General features: G+C 55.2%; 13 protein-coding genes. 5 read left to right on the forward strand and 8 right to left on the reverse strand.

The annotated features are described in order from the left end of the window. Window positions 1–2: 2 nt before the first annotated feature. Genes hcaB through hcaE form a run of 4 tightly spaced genes read right to left on the reverse strand, consistent with a single transcriptional unit; the run spans window position 3 to window position 3,008 of the window. Window positions 3–815, reverse strand: a complete 813-nt coding sequence (gene hcaB / locus OGV57_RS16860) for a 3-phenylpropionate-dihydrodiol/cinnamic acid-dihydrodiol dehydrogenase (RefSeq protein WP_003838406.1) — start codon at window positions 813–815, stop codon at window positions 3–5. After that, complete coding sequence (gene hcaC / locus OGV57_RS16865; RefSeq protein ID WP_003847084.1) at window positions 812–1,132, reverse strand: 3-phenylpropionate/cinnamic acid dioxygenase ferredoxin subunit; 321 nt, start codon at window positions 1,130–1,132, stop codon at window positions 812–814. Before hcaC ends, hcaB begins: the two co-directional genes overlap by 4 nt. After that, window positions 1,132–1,650: a 3-phenylpropionate/cinnamic acid dioxygenase subunit beta gene (gene hcaF / locus OGV57_RS16870; protein WP_003847085.1), complete on the reverse strand. Its 519-nt coding sequence runs from the start codon at window positions 1,648–1,650 to the stop codon at window positions 1,132–1,134. Before hcaF ends, hcaC begins: the two co-directional genes overlap by 1 nt. Beyond that, window positions 1,647–3,008 carry a 3-phenylpropionate/cinnamic acid dioxygenase subunit alpha gene (gene hcaE / locus OGV57_RS16875; protein ID WP_003847087.1) on the reverse strand — a complete coding sequence of 454 codons (1,362 nt, stop codon included), beginning with the start codon at window positions 3,006–3,008 and terminating at the stop codon, window positions 1,647–1,649. The genes hcaF and hcaE overlap by 4 nt, the downstream gene beginning before the upstream one ends. Before the next feature lie 135 nt (window positions 3,009–3,143). On the opposite strand from hcaE, the gene hcaR reads away from it, so the two are divergent. Then, window positions 3,144–4,037 (forward strand): DNA-binding transcriptional regulator HcaR, encoded by an 894-nt coding sequence (gene hcaR / locus OGV57_RS16880; protein WP_044701979.1) that lies wholly within the window; start codon window positions 3,144–3,146, stop codon window positions 4,035–4,037. A 3-nt stretch (window positions 4,038–4,040) separates the two neighbouring features. On the opposite strand, the gene OGV57_RS16885 is transcribed toward hcaR, so the two are convergent. Beyond that, window positions 4,041–5,234, reverse strand: a complete 1,194-nt coding sequence (locus tag OGV57_RS16885) for an ROK family transcriptional regulator (RefSeq protein ID WP_003037640.1) — start codon at window positions 5,232–5,234, stop codon at window positions 4,041–4,043. 114 nt (window positions 5,235–5,348) lie between these two features. Here OGV57_RS16885 and OGV57_RS16890 point away from each other — a divergent pair, with 114 nt between their 5' ends. From OGV57_RS16890 to OGV57_RS16905, 4 genes are all read left to right on the forward strand, one after another. After that, window positions 5,349–8,615 carry a DUF5107 domain-containing protein gene (locus OGV57_RS16890; RefSeq protein ID WP_054528654.1) on the forward strand — a complete coding sequence of 1,089 codons (3,267 nt, stop codon included), beginning with the start codon at window positions 5,349–5,351 and terminating at the stop codon, window positions 8,613–8,615. A gap of 73 nt (window positions 8,616–8,688) precedes the next feature. After that, window positions 8,689–10,128, forward strand: a complete 1,440-nt coding sequence (locus tag OGV57_RS16895; protein WP_003838420.1) for a sugar porter family MFS transporter — start codon at window positions 8,689–8,691, stop codon at window positions 10,126–10,128. After that, on the forward strand, window positions 10,128–10,970 hold the full coding sequence (locus OGV57_RS16900) for an aldose 1-epimerase (RefSeq protein ID WP_054528653.1): 843 nt from the start codon (window positions 10,128–10,130) through the stop codon (window positions 10,968–10,970). Before OGV57_RS16895 ends, OGV57_RS16900 begins: the two co-directional genes overlap by 1 nt. A gap of 88 nt (window positions 10,971–11,058) precedes the next feature. After that, window positions 11,059–12,207: a 3-phenylpropionate MFS transporter gene (locus OGV57_RS16905; RefSeq protein ID WP_003037650.1), complete on the forward strand. Its 1,149-nt coding sequence runs from the start codon at window positions 11,059–11,061 to the stop codon at window positions 12,205–12,207. Here the strand turns inward: OGV57_RS16905 and csiE are convergent. From csiE to OGV57_RS16920, 3 genes are all read right to left on the reverse strand, one after another. Further along, window positions 12,202–13,479: a stationary phase inducible protein CsiE gene (gene csiE / locus OGV57_RS16910; RefSeq protein ID WP_054528652.1), complete on the reverse strand. Its 1,278-nt coding sequence runs from the start codon at window positions 13,477–13,479 to the stop codon at window positions 12,202–12,204. The genes OGV57_RS16905 and csiE overlap by 6 nt on opposite strands. Window positions 13,480–13,801: 322 nt before the next feature. After that, window positions 13,802–14,401 carry a KpsF/GutQ family sugar-phosphate isomerase gene (locus OGV57_RS16915; RefSeq protein ID WP_003847099.1) on the reverse strand — a complete coding sequence of 200 codons (600 nt, stop codon included), beginning with the start codon at window positions 14,399–14,401 and terminating at the stop codon, window positions 13,802–13,804. Then, entirely contained in the window at window positions 14,398–16,035 is a 1,638-nt protein-coding gene (locus OGV57_RS16920; RefSeq protein ID WP_046670152.1) for an FGGY-family carbohydrate kinase, read from the reverse strand. Before OGV57_RS16920 ends, OGV57_RS16915 begins: the two co-directional genes overlap by 4 nt. Window positions 16,036–16,051: the final 16 nt, after the last annotated feature.

Raw genomic sequence — 16,051 nt, forward strand, 5'->3', positions numbered from 1 at the left:
CCTCAGAGATCCAGTCCGGCGGCAACGTGACGAATACCGCGAATACCCAGACCGGCGTCGGCATTGATCATTACGCCACTTAATGTGCGGTTGTTGCGTTTTGACGCCAGCATCACATACGGACCGGTAAAATCCGCAGGCTCAGGGAAAAACTGTAGCGGCAAAATAGCGGCGATTTTTTCTGGCGTCAGCGACTGCATAATCGATGTATCGTTTTGTCCCAACGCTTGCGGGCCGCGTAGATCTGTCGCCATACCGCACGGACCGACACCGTTAACACGTACCTTTGGCGCCAGCTCGTAGGCCAACTGGCGAATCAGCCCGGTAGCCGCATGTTTAGAGGCGGTATACAGAGGGCCGCCGCCGCCGGGATACCATGACGCATTGGACAAGGTAAAGATGATGCTGCCTTCGCTGGCGATAAGTGCGGGGGCACAGGCTTTCGCCCCCAGCAGATAACCCAGCACGTTGACGTTAAACAGCTCATGAAAGCCGCTCTCCAGTACGTCTGCAGGCGTATTGACCAGCGAGGCGTTGTGATCCCATATGCCCGCATTACCGATAAAACAGTCCAGCTTGCCAAACGCTGTGAGGATTTGATCCACCGCGCGCTGATAGTCGGCGTAGCAGGTGACGTTGCCTTCGATTGCCAGTACATGTTCGCCAAAGCGCTGACGCAGACTGGCAACTTTAGCTGGCGACAGTTCCAGCGTGGCGACCTGCGCACCTTCTTCGATGAAACGCTCGACCAGCGCCAGGCCAAGGCCGGAGCCGCCGCCAGTGATAAAGACCACGTTATCGCGTAAATCGCTCATCTGGCGTCCTCCGGAATATCAACAAACACATCGCTACCGTCCACATATACTGCGTAGGTGGTTAGCGGATCGGTGGCGGGTAAACATAACGCCTTGCCGGTTTTCAGGCAGAAGCTGGCGGCATGCAGTGGGCATTCCACTGTAGCGTCGTCTTCCAGATAACCTTCCGACATCGAGGCGTTACCGTGGCTACAGCGATCGTTAATGGCATAGAACTCGCCGCCAACATTGAACAGCGCGATGACGGGCGAGGTATCAAGCCGGAGCGCTTCACCCTCCGGCAAATCCCCTACAGGGCAGGCAAATACACGGCTCATCAGAACAGTACACTCAGGTTATGGGAGGTGATCACCGCTTGATCCAGCACGATCTCACGCGCCAGTAAGCGCCACTCATCGCCGGGCAAATGACGGACTTTGTCCACGCGCGTGCCGACGTAAAACGTCTCGTCCCGCTCTTTTTGCGCGCGATACAGCAGATAGTTGAGGCGCACGGCGAACACGTCGGGCACGTCGGTTTCGCTGATTTGTAAGTTGCTAATCAGATGACGGGTACGCGACGGCGGCTCTTCCGCCCAGGCCATGCCGGTTTCCAGCCGCGCGATGCGGCGCTCAAGCTGGTCTTTGTTGTCGTTGAAAATCCAGGTGGTTGGTGGCTGCACGCCTTTGCGGCGGTCGCGCGTCTGGGCGTTGACCGTGGTACGCATGGTGTAGCGAATGTCGTCATCCAGTTGCGCCAGCCAGTCGCGAAACTGCCAGTCGTCGAGCATACGCGCTTCTTCATACAGAAACTGGCTGATGCGATGATGCAGTTCGAGAGAAACTAAAGTGCTCATTTCATCACCTCCTGCTGGTAGGCGGCGGTTTTCTCGTGCACTTCCTGCCAGCTTTCGCTGCTGAGCAAATCGGCCCAGCGTTGGTACATGCCACGCGCGGCGGTTTCAGAAAAGATGTAGTTGGTGATCCCCGGAATGCCGTCTTCACGACGTTTCTCCTGGCCAAGCCCCATTTCCAGACACAATTTCGTGTTGCGTGCGCGATGACCTTTCAGCAGTTTTTGAATTTCACACCAGTTTTCCGAGTCGTCCTGCTCCAGGAACCCGGCGGGGCCAAAAGCCCGTGTGGCGCTGTTTTCAAACGCGGCTTTCACTTCATCAGAGGCGGCTTTGTCGGTAATACAGAACGCCCACACCTCAACCTGGTCCGGCCCACGCGGGTGCCAGACGCGCAGCGTGGCGGTACCGTTGAGCCAGGAAAGCGTGGGGAAAATGTTGTTGTGACCGGCCAGACGCAGGGCGCGAACCTTGCCCAAGCGTTGTTCGGCTTCCGCGTAGGTGTCGCGGTAGTAGCTGGAGACCTCACCATCGACCCAGACGTTGGCATCAGGATTCTCAGTAAAGAAAAATCCGCTGCCGTGCCCGTCCTGACCGAACTGTAGCGCGTCTTTGGCGGTTTCCCACACCGGGCGGGCGGTCTGACCATCGCCGAGGCGCTTATCGCTACCGTCGTCTTTCGCTCCCAGCACCTGCACCGCAGAGGCATGGCTGAACAGCGCGTGATACTGGTCGCTGGCAAACTGTTCGGCGGGGAATTTCCAGTTACAATCGATGGTCCACTTCTGGACGCCACCGACGATTTCGGTGCCGCCTTCACGACGATCGAGTACGCCGTCGAGATACCAGGCGATGTCGCCGAGATAATCGCCAAGCGCAGGCGCGGAGGTATCCCAGTTACCGAAAATCAGTCCCTTGTAGCTCTCTACGCCAGGCACTTCGTTCAGCCCCCAGTGCGATTTGCATAAACCTTGCGGATAAGCGCGCGGCTCCAGCGGGACGTCGATCAGCTCGCCGTTAATACCGTAAGACCAGCCGTGATACGGGCAGGTGAAGGCGCGGGTATTGCCGCAGTCGGCGTAGCTGACGCGCATCGCACGGTGGCGACACTGGTTGAGAAACGCTTTGATGCTGCCGTCTTTCTGGCGAACCACCACCACCGCATCCTCGCCCATGTAGGTGTTAAAAAAATCACCGGGTTTAGGGATTTGGCTTTCGTGGGCGAGAAATAGCCAGCAGCGTCCGAAGATGCGTTCCAGCTCCAGTTGGTAAATTTCAGGGTCGGTATAAATTCGTGGGGTTACGCGACCGTTTTGCGTGTCGATCAGTTGGTAGATGTCTAAATTTGAGGGTGTGGTCATATTTTTTAATCCTGAAAGCTAAGATGTATTGACCTTCTTTTTTTGTACCCTAAGGATGTTGCTGGTTAGTTATCAATCTGTGAAATAGTAAATTTCTACCAGTTGAGACATTTTTTCGATAACAAGGAGAAGGGCATGGAACTGAGGCACTTACGCTATTTCGTAGCAGTGGCGCAGGCGCTGAATTTCACCCGAGCGGCAGAAAAGCTGCATACCTCTCAGCCGTCGTTAAGCAGCCAGATCCGCGATCTTGAAACCTGCGTGGGCGTTCCGTTGCTGGTGCGGGATAAACGAAAAGTTGCGCTGACGGCGGCCGGTGAGTGCTTTTTACAGGATGCGCTGGCGATCCTCGAACAGGCGGAAAACGCCAAAGTTCGTGCCCGTCGAACGGTGCAGGAAGATAATCATTTCTCCATTGGCTTTGTCCCTTCCGCAGAGGTCAATCTGTTGCCGAAGGTGCTGCCTTTGTTTCGTTTAAAACAACCGGATACGCACATTGAACTGGTGAGTCTGATCACCACCGAGCAGGAAGAGAAGATCCTCAGCGGAGAGCTGGACGTTGGCTTAATGCGCCACCCGGTGTACAGCCCGGATCTCGATTATCTGGAGCTGATTCATGAGCCGTTGGTAGTTGTGTTACCGGTGAATCATCCGTTAGCTAATGAGCAGGCAATCTCCGCAGAACAACTACACGGCGTGAATTTTGTCAGTACCGATCCGGCCTATTCCGGCGCGTTAGCGATGATTGTCAAAAACTGGTTTCAGCAGCAAAAAAGCCAGCCTAACATTGTGCAAGTGGCAACCAACATTCTGGTGACCATGAACCTGGTCGGCATGGGGTTGGGGGTGACTTTGATACCCGGTTATATGAATAATTTTAATACCGGACAGGTGGTTTTTCGGCCAATTATTGGTGATGTCCCAACCATCGCGTTGCTGATGGCGTGGAAAAAAGGATCGCTCAAACCGGCACTGACCGATTTTATCGCCACGGTACATGAACGTTTGGCCGTGAGTCTGACGGTGTAATGGTTACAACTCGCTGAGCTGTGACTCGACATACAGATAGCCAATTCCCATGAGTTGCTGGGCACGATTGAGCTGGCCGAAGCTTATCTGAGTCGCTCTGGCGCGCGGGTTATCACCGTGATCAAACGGGTTAAACCCAGTTTGCTGCACCAAGGTATTGAGCCAGCTATCGCCAAAAGCACAGCTACGACCGTACAACCATATCTGATTAATATTCAGTATATTCAAAAAGTTATATAAACTAAGCCCAATGGCGCTGGCGGCATGCTCGGCCCAGGCCTGAATACGAACATCACCGTTCTGCCAGGCAGTAATAAGCTGGTCGGTGGTGAGTGTTTCCGGATCGTAAAGGGACGTCGGCTGCGATTTCATCCACACGCGGGCCTGTTTTTTCAACGCGCTCAATGATGCCACAGTTTCCAGACAGCCATAGCGACCGCAGTCACAGGCAATTCCATCGGGATGAACGATGGTGTGTCCAATCTGGCCGCTGCCATACAGACTACCGCGCCAGATATTGTCGTTAATCACAAACGATGAGCCGATACCGTAATCAACGTTAATCACGCAAAAATCACCGTTAGCCGCTGGGTTTTGCCATTTTTCGGCCAGCGCCAGCATCACACAGTCATTGTCCAGGCGGACCTGTACGCCAAGCATCTCTTCCAGCAGATATTTTATTTCCACCGGTGTTTTCCACGGGGCCTGGGGCATGGTTTTTGATGCGCCGGTGATCGGATCAACCTGGCCGTGAACGCCGAGTGCCAGATTAATCGTGACCTCGGGAAATTGTCGACGGTATTCCCGCCAGTGTGCAGCCAGGGCTGACAGCAGCGCTTTGGGGGTTTCCGGCTTAATGACCTCATGACGCCAGTCGCCGATGGCAACCAGCCGTGCGTCCGCCAGTTGGCTGGTGATACTGGTAGGGGTGACGTTGATACATAGCGTCCATGCGCCTTTTTCTGGCAAATGATAGCTGCCGCTGCTCAAACCGCGCTGGCTTAAGGTTTTTCGCGAATGACTGATCCTCCCCTCATCCATTAGCTCTTCGAGGATATTGCTGACCGCCGGGATCGACAGGCTGGTGAGCTGCGCCAGCTGTGACTTGCTGAGCTGCTTTTCCCGCCACAGGTGCGACAAAAAGATCTGCTTATTCGCCTGACGAACCCTGGCGTTGTTGAACCCCGAACGCTGCATTCACTTAACTCCCTTAACTATATTGCGTGAGCATTGCGCATTTTAGCGCCACTTAACTGCCGCAGAATAGCATCAAGTTAAATTTTTACTTTTTCTTATTGAGTGGAGAGCGGCATGTACGGTTCAGTTAAAGTCTGGCAAGAAACGATCACCCTCCCAACGTGGACGGCGGGTGAAGAAGATGCCAACCCAATGTTTCTGGAAAAGCGGGTTTACCAGGGATCTTCTGGCGCGGTGTATCCGTATGGCGTGATTGATACGCTGACCGGCAAACGTGAAATGCGCGACTATCAGGCGGTGTGGATGGAGAATGACTTCATTCGCGTCATGCTGTTGCCGGAGTTAGGCGGGCGTATTCATCGAGCGTATGACAAAGTACAGCAACGCGATTTTGTCTACTACAACGAAGTGGTGAAGCCCGCTCTGGTTGGTTTGCTTGGGCCGTGGATCTCTGGTGGCATTGAATTTAACTGGCCGCAGCATCATCGCCCAACCACTTTTATGCCAGTCGATTTTACGCAGCAGCAGGGTGAGCATGGCGAATATACCGTATGGATGGGTGAGGTAGAACCTATGCGCGGTTTACAGGTGATGACCGGATTTACGCTGTATCCGGATCGCGCCCTGATCGAGATAACCGGGAAGGTGTTTAACGGTAACGCTACGCCGCGCCATTTTTTATGGTGGGCGAATCCAGCGGTGAAGGGCGGCGACGATCACCAGAGCGTGTTTCCGCCGGATGTGACCGCAGTATTTGACCACGGTAAGCGTGATGTTTCTGCGTTTCCTATCGCCACCGGCACATACTATAAAGTGGACTACTCGGCTGGCGTGGATATCTCGCGCTACAAAAACGTGCCGGTACCGACCTCCTACATGGCTGAAAAATCAGATTATGATTTTGTTGGTGCATGGCATCACGGTGAGCGAGGCGGTCTGCTACATGTGGCTGACCACCACGTTTCGCCAGGGAAAAAACAGTGGACCTGGGGCTATGGCGACTTTGGCGTTGCCTGGGATCGTAACCTTACCGATGACAACGGTCCTTATATTGAACTGATGACTGGGGTCTTTACCGACAACCAGCCGGATTTCACCTGGCTTGCGCCGTACGAAGAGAAAGTCTTCGTGCAAAACTTCCTGCCCTACAGCGAACTGGGCATGGTGCAAAACGCCAGTACGCAGTTGGCGCTTCGTCTGGTACGTGAGCGTAGCCAGCTTTCTGTGGGCGTTTATGCGATTGCGCCGCTGCACGACGTGCAGATTACGCTTTCTGCCGATGGACAACCGTTCTATGAGCATACGCTGACCCTGGAGCCCGGACAAAGCTGGCTGGCTGATGTGTCTGACGATAACCATGCGCGGGTAACGATGACTGTCACTGGCGCCGATGGCATTACGCTTTTGCAGTACGAAGAGCACATCGAGCAAGAGTTACCACTGCCATCGGCGGCCGTCGCGCCAGCGCTGCCAGAAGCGCTTTCTAATACCGATGAACTCTATTTTATTGGTCAGCATCTGGAGCAGTACAACCATGCCAGCCGCTATGCCGAAGATTATTATCGCCGCGCGCTGGACGTTGATCCGCTGGACTACCGCAATAATGTGGCCCAGGGGACGCTGGCGCTAAACCGCGCGGACTGGGCGCTGGCGGCACAATGTGCCGGCAAGGCGCTGGAGCGGGCGCATAAGCTCAATAAAAATCCGCGTGATGGCGAGGCGAGTATGCTGCTGGCCGCCGCACAGGAACGTCAGGGCGATGATGACAGCGCGTGGGATAATTATTATAAGGCCAGCTGGAGCGGCAACTGCCGGGATGCGGCTTTCTGGTCGTTAGCGCGTCTGGCGATGAAGCGTCAGGACTACGCTGGCGCATTGGAAAAGGTGGAGCAGAGCCTGCGCTTTAACGGCAGTAATAACCTGGCGATGGGATTGAAAGCGCTGGCGCTGGCAAAGCTTGATCGCAATGCGCAAGCGCTGGACTACATTCGCCAACAGCTGGTGGATTATCCGCTGAGCTATACCCTGCATTATGCTCGCTGGGCAATCTGCCAGGACGAAGCGACAGCGCTTGCGCTGATCTCGATTACCGGGCGTCGCGGGACCAACGCGTGTGAACTGGCAGGCTGGCTGACCTCTTTGGGGCAAAAGGATGCTGCCCGTGGTGTGCTGGAACTGCTCGACAGCCAGGAAACGCTGCCGATGCTGTGGCGCGCCTCGCTGAGCGATAATCCACAATCCTTCATTGAACGTGCTCGTGAGTGTCTGCAAAACCGCGTGCGTTTCCCCAATACGCTGGATGAAGTGCAGATGCTGCAAACTCTTGAGCAAAGCGCTTTTGCCCGCTATTTACTCGGCTGTTTCTGGTACAGCAAACGGCGTTATGCCGAGGCGGTTTCCTGCTGGCAGTTCACGCTTGTGCAGGAAGCGGATTTCGCTCCGGCGCATCGTTTACTGGGGATTTACGCCTGGAACAAACTGCACGATGCACAGCAGGCGAAACAGTATCTGTCGCAAGCCGTGGCGCTGGAGCCGCAAAATGCCCGCTTCCTGTTTGAACTCGACTATCTCAACAAGCTGATGGCACAACCGGCTGAACAGCGTCTGCAGCGGCTGGAAGCCAGCAAAGAGATTGTTTTCCAGCGTGATGATCTGACGGTGGAACTGCTCAGCTTGTGGAATGGGTTGGGGCGCTATGACGATGCCGCCGCAGTATTACGTGAGCGGGTGTTCCATCCGTGGGAAGGCGGTGAAGGTAAAGCCACCGGGCAATATCTGCTTAATCAATTACATCGCGCGCTGGCTGCCGTGCAGTCCGGCGACCCGCAAACTGCTATTACGCAACTGCAACAGGCGCTGCACTATCCGAAAAACCTCGGGGAAGGCCGTTTGCCAGGGCAAACGGATAACGACATCTGGTATTTGCTGGGGTATTGCGCGCAGCTGCAAGGCCATTTCGAAGAATCTCAGCGCTACTTCTCCCGTGCGACGCGCGGCGGAAGCTCACTGGATGCCGGACGTTACTACAACGACCAGCCAGTGGACTATCTCTTCTGGCAGGGTATGGCGCAGAGAAAACTTGGCGATGATGCAGAGGCGGACGCTCTGTTCAATAGCTTCCTGCAATGGGTTGAGTCGCATCACGACAACGTGCCGGATGTTGATTTCTTTGCCGTATCGCTACCCGACCTGGTGGTGCTGGATACCTCAGTAGAAGCAAAACACCAGCAACACTGCCTGTTTATCAATGCGCTCGGGCATCTGGGGCTAGGAAATAGCGCCGCCTGTCAGCGTGAACTTGATGAACTCCTGCAACTCAATCCGGCACATGACAAGGCATTACTGCTGCGTCACGCCATTAACGTAAGGCTTTTCCAGTAATACCCGAAACGGGTGGGGGATAACCTCACCCGAAACCTACTGTACCCTGCGTTTCCCTGAAAGAGGAATCATAATGAATAACGCGCAGACACATTTAAAGATTGGTTACGTCTGGACTATCTGCCTGGTTGCGGCCTGCGGAGGTTTACTGTTTGGCTATGACTGGGTGGTGATCGGCGGGGCAAAACCCTTCTATGAAGCATATTTCTCGATTACCGATCCGGCGCAATCCGGCTGGGCGATGAGTTCCGCGCTGGTTGGTTGTATCTTTGGCGCGCTGATTTCCGGCTGGTGCGCCGATAAATTTGGCCGAAAAATGCCGCTGATTCTTTCAGCGATCCTGTTTAGCGCTTCTGCATGGGGAACTGCCGTCGCCAGTAACTTCGATATGTTTATTGTCTATCGCATTGTGGGTGGCGTGGGGATTGGTCTGGCGTCTGCGCTAAGTCCGCTGTATATCGCCGAGGTCAGCCCGGCGGAAAAGCGAGGTCGCTTTGTTGCCGTTAACCAGCTCACCATCGTCATTGGCGTACTGGCGGCGCAGCTTATCAACCTGATGATTGCCGAACCTGTTGCCACAGGCGCTACGCAGCAGGCCATTGTTGAAAGCTGGAACGGTCAGACAGGCTGGCGCTGGATGTTTGGTGCTGAATTAGTGCCTGCGGTAATTTTCCTGGTGCTGATGTTCTTTGTACCTGAATCGCCGCGCTGGCTGGTGAAAGCGGGCAAAGCCGATCGTGCGCGTGCCATGCTGCAGCGCATTGGTTCGGCGGAATATGCCGGGCAAACGCTGAAAGAGATTGAACATACGCTGCAAAAAGATAATCACAAGGTCGCGTGGTCAACGCTGTTACAACCGCAGATCAAACCGATCGTGATTATTGGCATGGTGCTGGCAGTGTTCCAGCAGTGGTGTGGGATCAACGTTATTTTCAACTATGCGCAGGAGATCTTCGCCTCTGCCGGATTCGACATCAACGGTACGTTAAAATCGATCGTGGCGACAGGGATCATCAATCTGGTCTTTACCCTTGCTGCTCTGCCGTTAGTGGACAAAATTGGCCGTCGTAAATTGATGCTGTTCGGCGCGTCAGGATTGACGGTTATCTACGTACTGATTGCCGGGGCGTACGGGTTGGGCATTATGGGCTGGCCGGTTCTGGTTCTGGTGCTGGCGGCAATCGCGATTTATGCTCTGACGCTGGCGCCGGTGACCTGGGTGCTGCTATCAGAAATTTTTCCCAACCGCGTGCGCGGGCTGGCAATGTCGCTGGGGACGCTGGCGCTGTGGATTGCTTGTTTCCTGCTGACCTATACCTTCCCGCTGCTCAATGCGAGTCTGGGCGCGTCGGGAAGCTTCCTGCTGTACGGTGTGATTTGCGCGATGGGCTTCATCTATGTTCTGCGTAATGTACCGGAAACCAAAGGCGTGACGCTGGAAGCGCTGGAAGAACAGCTGGCGGCGCAGCATACAAAAGTTGGTGCATCAACCCAACCGCGAAGCGCCCGCTAATGGATGGTCTGCTGACGCTACAAAACGCACATCTGCGGATGTGCGTCGATCCGCAGGGCGGTTCTCTATTAAGCCTGGTTTCGTTACAACATCAACAGGCCATTTTACGCGAAGGTCATGGTCAGCGGCCTGGTGATTGCGGCCTGTTCCCGATGCTGCCGGTCGCGAATCGGGTGGCGGGAAATCGTTTTATGCTGCGCGGTGAAGAGGTGGTTTTACCTCAGCATGGCGCAGACGACACTTTCTTCCTGCACGGTGACGGCTGGCTGCAACGCTGGCAGATTTTTACCGCTACCCAAAGCGGCTGTTTGCTGCAGTTGCGCAGTTGGCACCCCTGCGGCTACGACTATACGGCGCGGCTTTGTTATCAACTGGAAACCTCAAGCCTGCACGCCTCGTTGACGCTCACCCATTGCGGTGAGCAGCCAATGATTTACGGCTGTGGGTTCCATCCATTTTTCGCCTTTGATAAGCGCAGCACGGCGCAGTTCACCGCCGGCGGTTACTGGCCGGAGGGGGAACAGCATCTGCCGCTGGAATGGCAACGCGATATCCCTGCAGTGGCGGATTTTAAGCATGCGCAATACGGTGAGGATAGCTGGCTGAATGTCGGATATTCTGGCTGGAGCGGGCGGGCCGTTATTCAGCGGGATGTGATGAAAGTCACGATTTTAGCGCAAACTCCGTGGTTGATGCTGTTCAGAATGTCGGGTGAGGAGTTCCTGTGCCTGGAGCCGCAAACGCATCCGGTGAATGCCCACAACATGCAGGGGCAGCCGGGATTGCAGGTTTTAGCGCAGGGAGAACGCTGCCATTTTGCAATGCAAATTAGCGTCGAATAGGGCAAAAATCATGTTATCTGCCTGTTAATGCTCTCTTGCGCCAGCCTGCGTTTGTCGCCAGACTATCGCCTCCAAACGGGAGGGATTCATGGCTTTGCATTCCACGCGCTGGCTGGCGCTCGGTTATTTCACCTACTTCTTTAGCTACGGTATCTTTCTGCCTTTCTGGAGCGTCTGGCTCGAAGGGTTAGGGCTGACGCCGGAAACCATCGGTTTACTGCTGGGCGCGGGGCTGATTGCCCGTTTTCTCGGTAGCTTGCTGATTGCACCGCGTGTGAGCGATCCCTCTCGGCTGATCTCAGCGTTACGTATTCTGGCCTTGTTGACGTTGGTGTTTGCGCTGGCCTTCTGGGCGGGGACTAACGTGGCGTGGCTGATGGTGGTGATGGTCGGCTTTAACCTGTTTTTCTCGCCGCTGGTGCCGCTGACTGACGCACTGGCCAACACCTGGCAAAAACAGATAACCATGGATTACGGTCGGGTGCGACTGTGGGGATCCGTGGCCTTTGTGATCGGCTCTGCGTTGACCGGCAAACTGGTGAGCCTGTTCGACTATCGGGTGATCCTGGTCCTGTTATCGCTTGGCGCCGCCTCAATGCTGCTGGGCATGATGATTCGCCCGAGCGTGCAACCAGCGGGTGAAAACCGTCAGCAGGAGAGCGCAGGATGGCCCGCCTGGCGCGCGCTAATAACCCAAAGCTGGCGTTTTCTGGCCTGCGTGAGTCTGCTGCAGGGCGCACATGCAGCTTATTACGGTTTCAGTGCCATTTACTGGCAGTCTGCCGGGTATTCCGCTTCGGCGGTGGGCTATTTATGGTCATTAGGCGTGGTGGCGGAAGTGATTATTTTTGCGCTCAGCCACAAGCTGTTCCGCCGCTTTAGCGCTCGCGATCTTCTGCTGCTTTCCGCCGTTTGCGGCGTGGCGCGTTGGGGGCTGATGGGCTGGAGCACAGAGCTGCCATGGCTGATTGTGGTGCAAATCCTGCATTGCGGAACGTTTACCGTCTGCCACCTGGCGGCGATGCGTTACATTGCTGCGCGACAGGGCAGTGAAGTGATTCGTCTGCAGGCGGTATATTCTGCGGTGGCGATGGGCGGCAGTATCGCCATCATGACCGTTTTCGCCGGCTATCTGTACCAGAACCTGGGCAGCGGCGTATTCTGGGTGATGGCGCTGGTGGCGCTACCAGCTATCGTTCTGCGCCCGAAAGTGGTGGCGCAGCCTGCGACGTTATGATTCAAGGATTTTGCGGATTTGCTGCTGCTGGTGAGACGTTAGCGCCAGATCCGCATGAATCAGCGGGGGAGAAAACAGCGGTAGCGGCGTGGTGTACGGTGTAATAATCAGCGTTACGCCACGCGGCGCTCCCTCTTTTTGAAAGTCCTGCATCGGCATATGCTTTACGTTGAGCGGCAGCAGCGTCAGTTCGCGCAGCTGTTGCTCTATATGCGCTTCAAGTTGTTCGTTACTACCGGTCAGCAGGATAATCTGCTTTTCGTGCAAATCCTTCTCCTGCATCAGCCAGGCGCCGAAAATAACGGCGACCAGGCCGATCTCTTCTTCTGAAAACTGGACATCGTATTCCGCTTCAAAGCCGTGAATCGCCTCGCGGGTAGTTCGAACCAGCCGGGGATAAAGTCGGCTGAACTCCTCCGGTAGCGTGTTATCAATGCCGATGGCAAATACGCTGCGGTTCAGTGCCTGGGCCAGGTGGATATACAACTGGTCATTCAGCCCTTGCTCGTCGCTGAAGCGCACGTTGCCATACTCGCGAAAACGCAACACCAGCCGCGCAATAGCAAGGCGCAAGCGGCGATCCTGCTGGTGATTATCGCGGATCGGGTCGGGGATGCGGATCATTGAGAATAACAACGCCATAAACAGCGATTCGCCCAGCGGCGCACTTTGCATGACGTGGCGCTGCCAGTGGCGGCCAATTTCCTCGGCGAGCGGATACTCCGCGCAGGATTGCGCCCACCGTTGCTGGAGTGGATTAAACTCCGGGGTGATCCCCGCGTGGTGCTGTAGCAGACAACATTGTAAATACAAGCGCAGGAACTGGATGTCACGACACTCAAACGGCTTCTGTAAGCGCCGGGAGCACAGATTGATGAGCGCATGCAGATTGGTGTCGTCATACAGAGTACGTGCGATACCTTGTTGTTTAAGAGCAATTTTTAAAGTGGGCGTGAAATGCTGAGCGATAAAAGTAGGGCAAATCCGCAGGCCACGGCGCAGCCACTGCAACAGACACAGACGCTGATTTAGCGGGGTTCCTTCGATCGCATAGCCACCATTCTGCGCGGTGGCTATCGTGAGCCGGTGATAGCGCTGGATTTCGAGCCCTGCGCCAATAATATCTTCCTGAACCGTGGCATCATCGACACCGTTGAGGCTGCTGAAGGTTTGTGTAGTCGCGATTTGCCCCGGCAGGAAAAGCGTCAGCAGAACCTGGCAACGGCGCTGGGGAGCGGAAAGTACAGATGGCGGAGCAAGCGTTGACATCATCTGTAGGGTCTCCCGTAAGTATGTTTGATAAGAATAGCTAAAGTTTGCTCATAGATTTGAGGAATGGAATGCTTTCCACCAGGAATGCTGGAGAGCGTCACAGAATTTTTAACGTGCGGAACAGATAGCGGGAGTGGAACGCAGCGCGTTAATCCGCTTTTTCACTGTTTTATCTTTTTGTTGAGATATAAAAAATGCCAGAGGGGGGAATGCTGGCGGAGGAGGTATGAAAATGCTATCTCAGAGAAGTGAAAAACCTAAAGTGAACGTAGCAATACGACGGAGGCAACAGATTCATTACCTCCGTAACAGCTGTCTGGCTTTACTTCTCACGACTCAACGTTAATCCCACATCGCCGCCCGGATGTACCGCCAGCAGCGTTTCCTTTGAGTAGCCGCTCTCGCTCATCAGACAGGCGCAGGCGGCGTCAAAGATAGCCAGCACCAGTAAAATAGAGGTGGTAGCCAACATGTTCAGCGGATCGGCCTCGCGTTGTACACCGGTGGAAATCACTAGCTTCGATGCTTTCGCGATGGCCGAATCGGCGTTTTCAGTCACGCTCAGGATGGGCACATTCCTCGCAGCCAACCCGGGCAGCAGCCGGGTGAGCTCGTCCGAATTACCCCCGCGCGACAGCATAATCACCAGGTCGTCGGCGCGTAAAAAACCGAGATCGCCATGCGCTGCATCCGTCGCGTTGAGGTAAATCGCTGGACGTTCCACGCAGGCAAGCATATGTGCGACTTTACGTGCTGCAATGCCAGAGGTACCGACGCCGGTGACGACGATTTTGCCCTGACAACCGCGCAGCTCCGCCATCAGCAACTGCCAGACAGGTTCAGTCAGATGCTGCCCCAGACCCGCCAGGGCATCGCTATAGAGCTGGAATACGCCGCTGGCCTGAGACCAGGAGTTACTCATGCGTCCTCCTGCATCAACTGGCGGTATTTCATATGATCCTGATACATCTCGTGGAATACCCGATATTTGCGATCGTAGTACTGCTTAATGCGATTAGTCTGCGGGGTAACCGTTTTACCAATCCGGCTCATCGCTGACATTGCTTCCGGGAAGGTATCGAACACGCCCGCGGCGATAGTTCCCATCATGGCGCCACCCAGCAGCATGGCTTCGCTCTCTTCAGGCAGCAGCATCGCACAGCCGGTGGCGTTTGCATGCTCCTGAACGAAGATCGGGTTTTTCGTCCCGCCGCCGCTGGCCATAATGGTATCGATGGTGTAGCCGCTTTGATTCATCGTTTCAATGATATGACGGGTTCCCAGCGCAATGGCCTGAATGGTCGCGAGGTACTGTAACGCCATATCTTCCGGCGTGCGCGACAGCTTCAGTCCGGTGATAGCGCCTGTGAGCGTTGGGTTGGCGCGAGGTGAACGGTTGCCGTGGAAATAGGGCAGGATGTGCATGTCACGGGTTAAAAATGCGATATCTTCCGGCTCACCGGCCATTTTACGCAGCAGCGCATTCAGCACTTCATAAATGGTCTGCCCTTGAGATTTCGCCTGGGTCAACAAGGTTTCGTAACAAGGATGCGACTGAATAACGTGGTCGATTAACGCCCCGGTTGCCGACTGTCCACCTTCGTTAAGCCAGTATTCTGGCAGCACTGCTGAGTAGTAAGGACCCCAAACACCGCCGATAAAACGCGGCTCTTTGGAAATCGCCATGTGTCCGGTAGAGGTGCCGCCAATCAGCGCGACGCGGCGGTCAAAATCCGCCACCTCGCCAGAGACACCGCTCGCGCCGAGCGTGCCGAGCGTACCGGCGTGGGCATCGATGATCGAGACGCTGACAGCGGTCCCCGGAATCAGCCCCATTTCGCTGGCGGCGCGCGGAGAAAGACCATGACCGAGCGGTTCGCCCATGGTTTTCACGTAGCGACCAATTTTGGCAGCATCATGTTCCAGCAAGTCTTCCAGCCCAATCTGGCGGAAATAGCTGTCATCCCATTTGTCTTCATGGCCCATATAGGTCCATTTACACACCGTCGAGCACAGTGAGCGCGTGTCATCGCCCGTTGCGCGCCAGGTCAGGAAATCGGGCAGGTCAAAGTAGTATCCCGCATTGGCCCAGGTGTTGGGCATATGTTGCTTCAACCACAGCAGTTTGGGCGTTTGCATTTCCGGGGAGATAATACCGCCAACGTAGTCCAGCACCCGATGATGCAGGGCGTTAATGCGCTCAGCCTGAGTAATGGCGCGGTGATCCATCCACACAATGATATTCTGTTCGCTGCGCCCGGACGGACTAATGGTCAGCGGTTTACCTTCTTTATCCAACACCACCAGTGAACAGGTCGCGTCAAAGCCCAGACCTTTCACCTGGATAGGGTTGATATCCGACTGGTTAATCGCATCGCGAACCGCGTTACACACTGCCTGCCAGATGTTATCGGAAGACTGCTCAACAAAATCGGCCTGCGGGCGGTAAATCTCGATGGCCCGACTGGCCTGGCCGACCATTCTGCCGTTGAGATCAAACACGCCAGCACGGGCGCTTCCGGTTCCGACATCCACACCAATAAAGTAACTTGCCATAATTTTTTCTCCTGAA

Source organism: Citrobacter sp. Cf087, assembly GCF_030334285.1.
In the GTDB taxonomy this organism is placed as follows: Bacteria; Pseudomonadota; Gammaproteobacteria; order Enterobacterales; family Enterobacteriaceae; genus Citrobacter; species Citrobacter freundii.

Excerpts from the sequence above, each read along its gene's own strand:
- hcaE (WP_003847087.1), bottom strand. The coding sequence starts at position 3,008 with ATGACCACACCCTCAAATTTAGACATCTACCAACTGATCGACACGCAA.
- OGV57_RS16920 (WP_046670152.1), bottom strand. The coding sequence starts at position 16,035 with ATGGCAAGTTACTTTATTGGTGTGGATGTCGGAACCGGAAGCGCCCGT.
- OGV57_RS16885 (WP_003037640.1), bottom strand. The coding sequence starts at position 5,234 with ATGCAGCGTTCGGGGTTCAACAACGCCAGGGTTCGTCAGGCGAATAAG.
- OGV57_RS16915 (WP_003847099.1), bottom strand. The coding sequence starts at position 14,401 with ATGAGTAACTCCTGGTCTCAGGCCAGCGGCGTATTCCAGCTCTATAGC.
- OGV57_RS16900 (WP_054528653.1), top strand. The coding sequence starts at position 10,128 with ATGGATGGTCTGCTGACGCTACAAAACGCACATCTGCGGATGTGCGTC.
- hcaC (WP_003847084.1), bottom strand. The coding sequence starts at position 1,132 with ATGAGCCGTGTATTTGCCTGCCCTGTAGGGGATTTGCCGGAGGGTGAA.
- OGV57_RS16905 (WP_003037650.1), top strand. The coding sequence starts at position 11,059 with ATGGCTTTGCATTCCACGCGCTGGCTGGCGCTCGGTTATTTCACCTAC.
- OGV57_RS16890 (WP_054528654.1), top strand. The coding sequence starts at position 5,349 with ATGTACGGTTCAGTTAAAGTCTGGCAAGAAACGATCACCCTCCCAACG.
- hcaB (WP_003838406.1), bottom strand. The coding sequence starts at position 815 with ATGAGCGATTTACGCGATAACGTGGTCTTTATCACTGGCGGCGGCTCC.
- hcaR (WP_044701979.1), top strand. The coding sequence starts at position 3,144 with ATGGAACTGAGGCACTTACGCTATTTCGTAGCAGTGGCGCAGGCGCTG.
- OGV57_RS16895 (WP_003838420.1), top strand. The coding sequence starts at position 8,689 with ATGAATAACGCGCAGACACATTTAAAGATTGGTTACGTCTGGACTATC.
- hcaF (WP_003847085.1), bottom strand. The coding sequence starts at position 1,650 with ATGAGCACTTTAGTTTCTCTCGAACTGCATCATCGCATCAGCCAGTTT.
- csiE (WP_054528652.1), bottom strand. The coding sequence starts at position 13,479 with ATGATGTCAACGCTTGCTCCGCCATCTGTACTTTCCGCTCCCCAGCGC.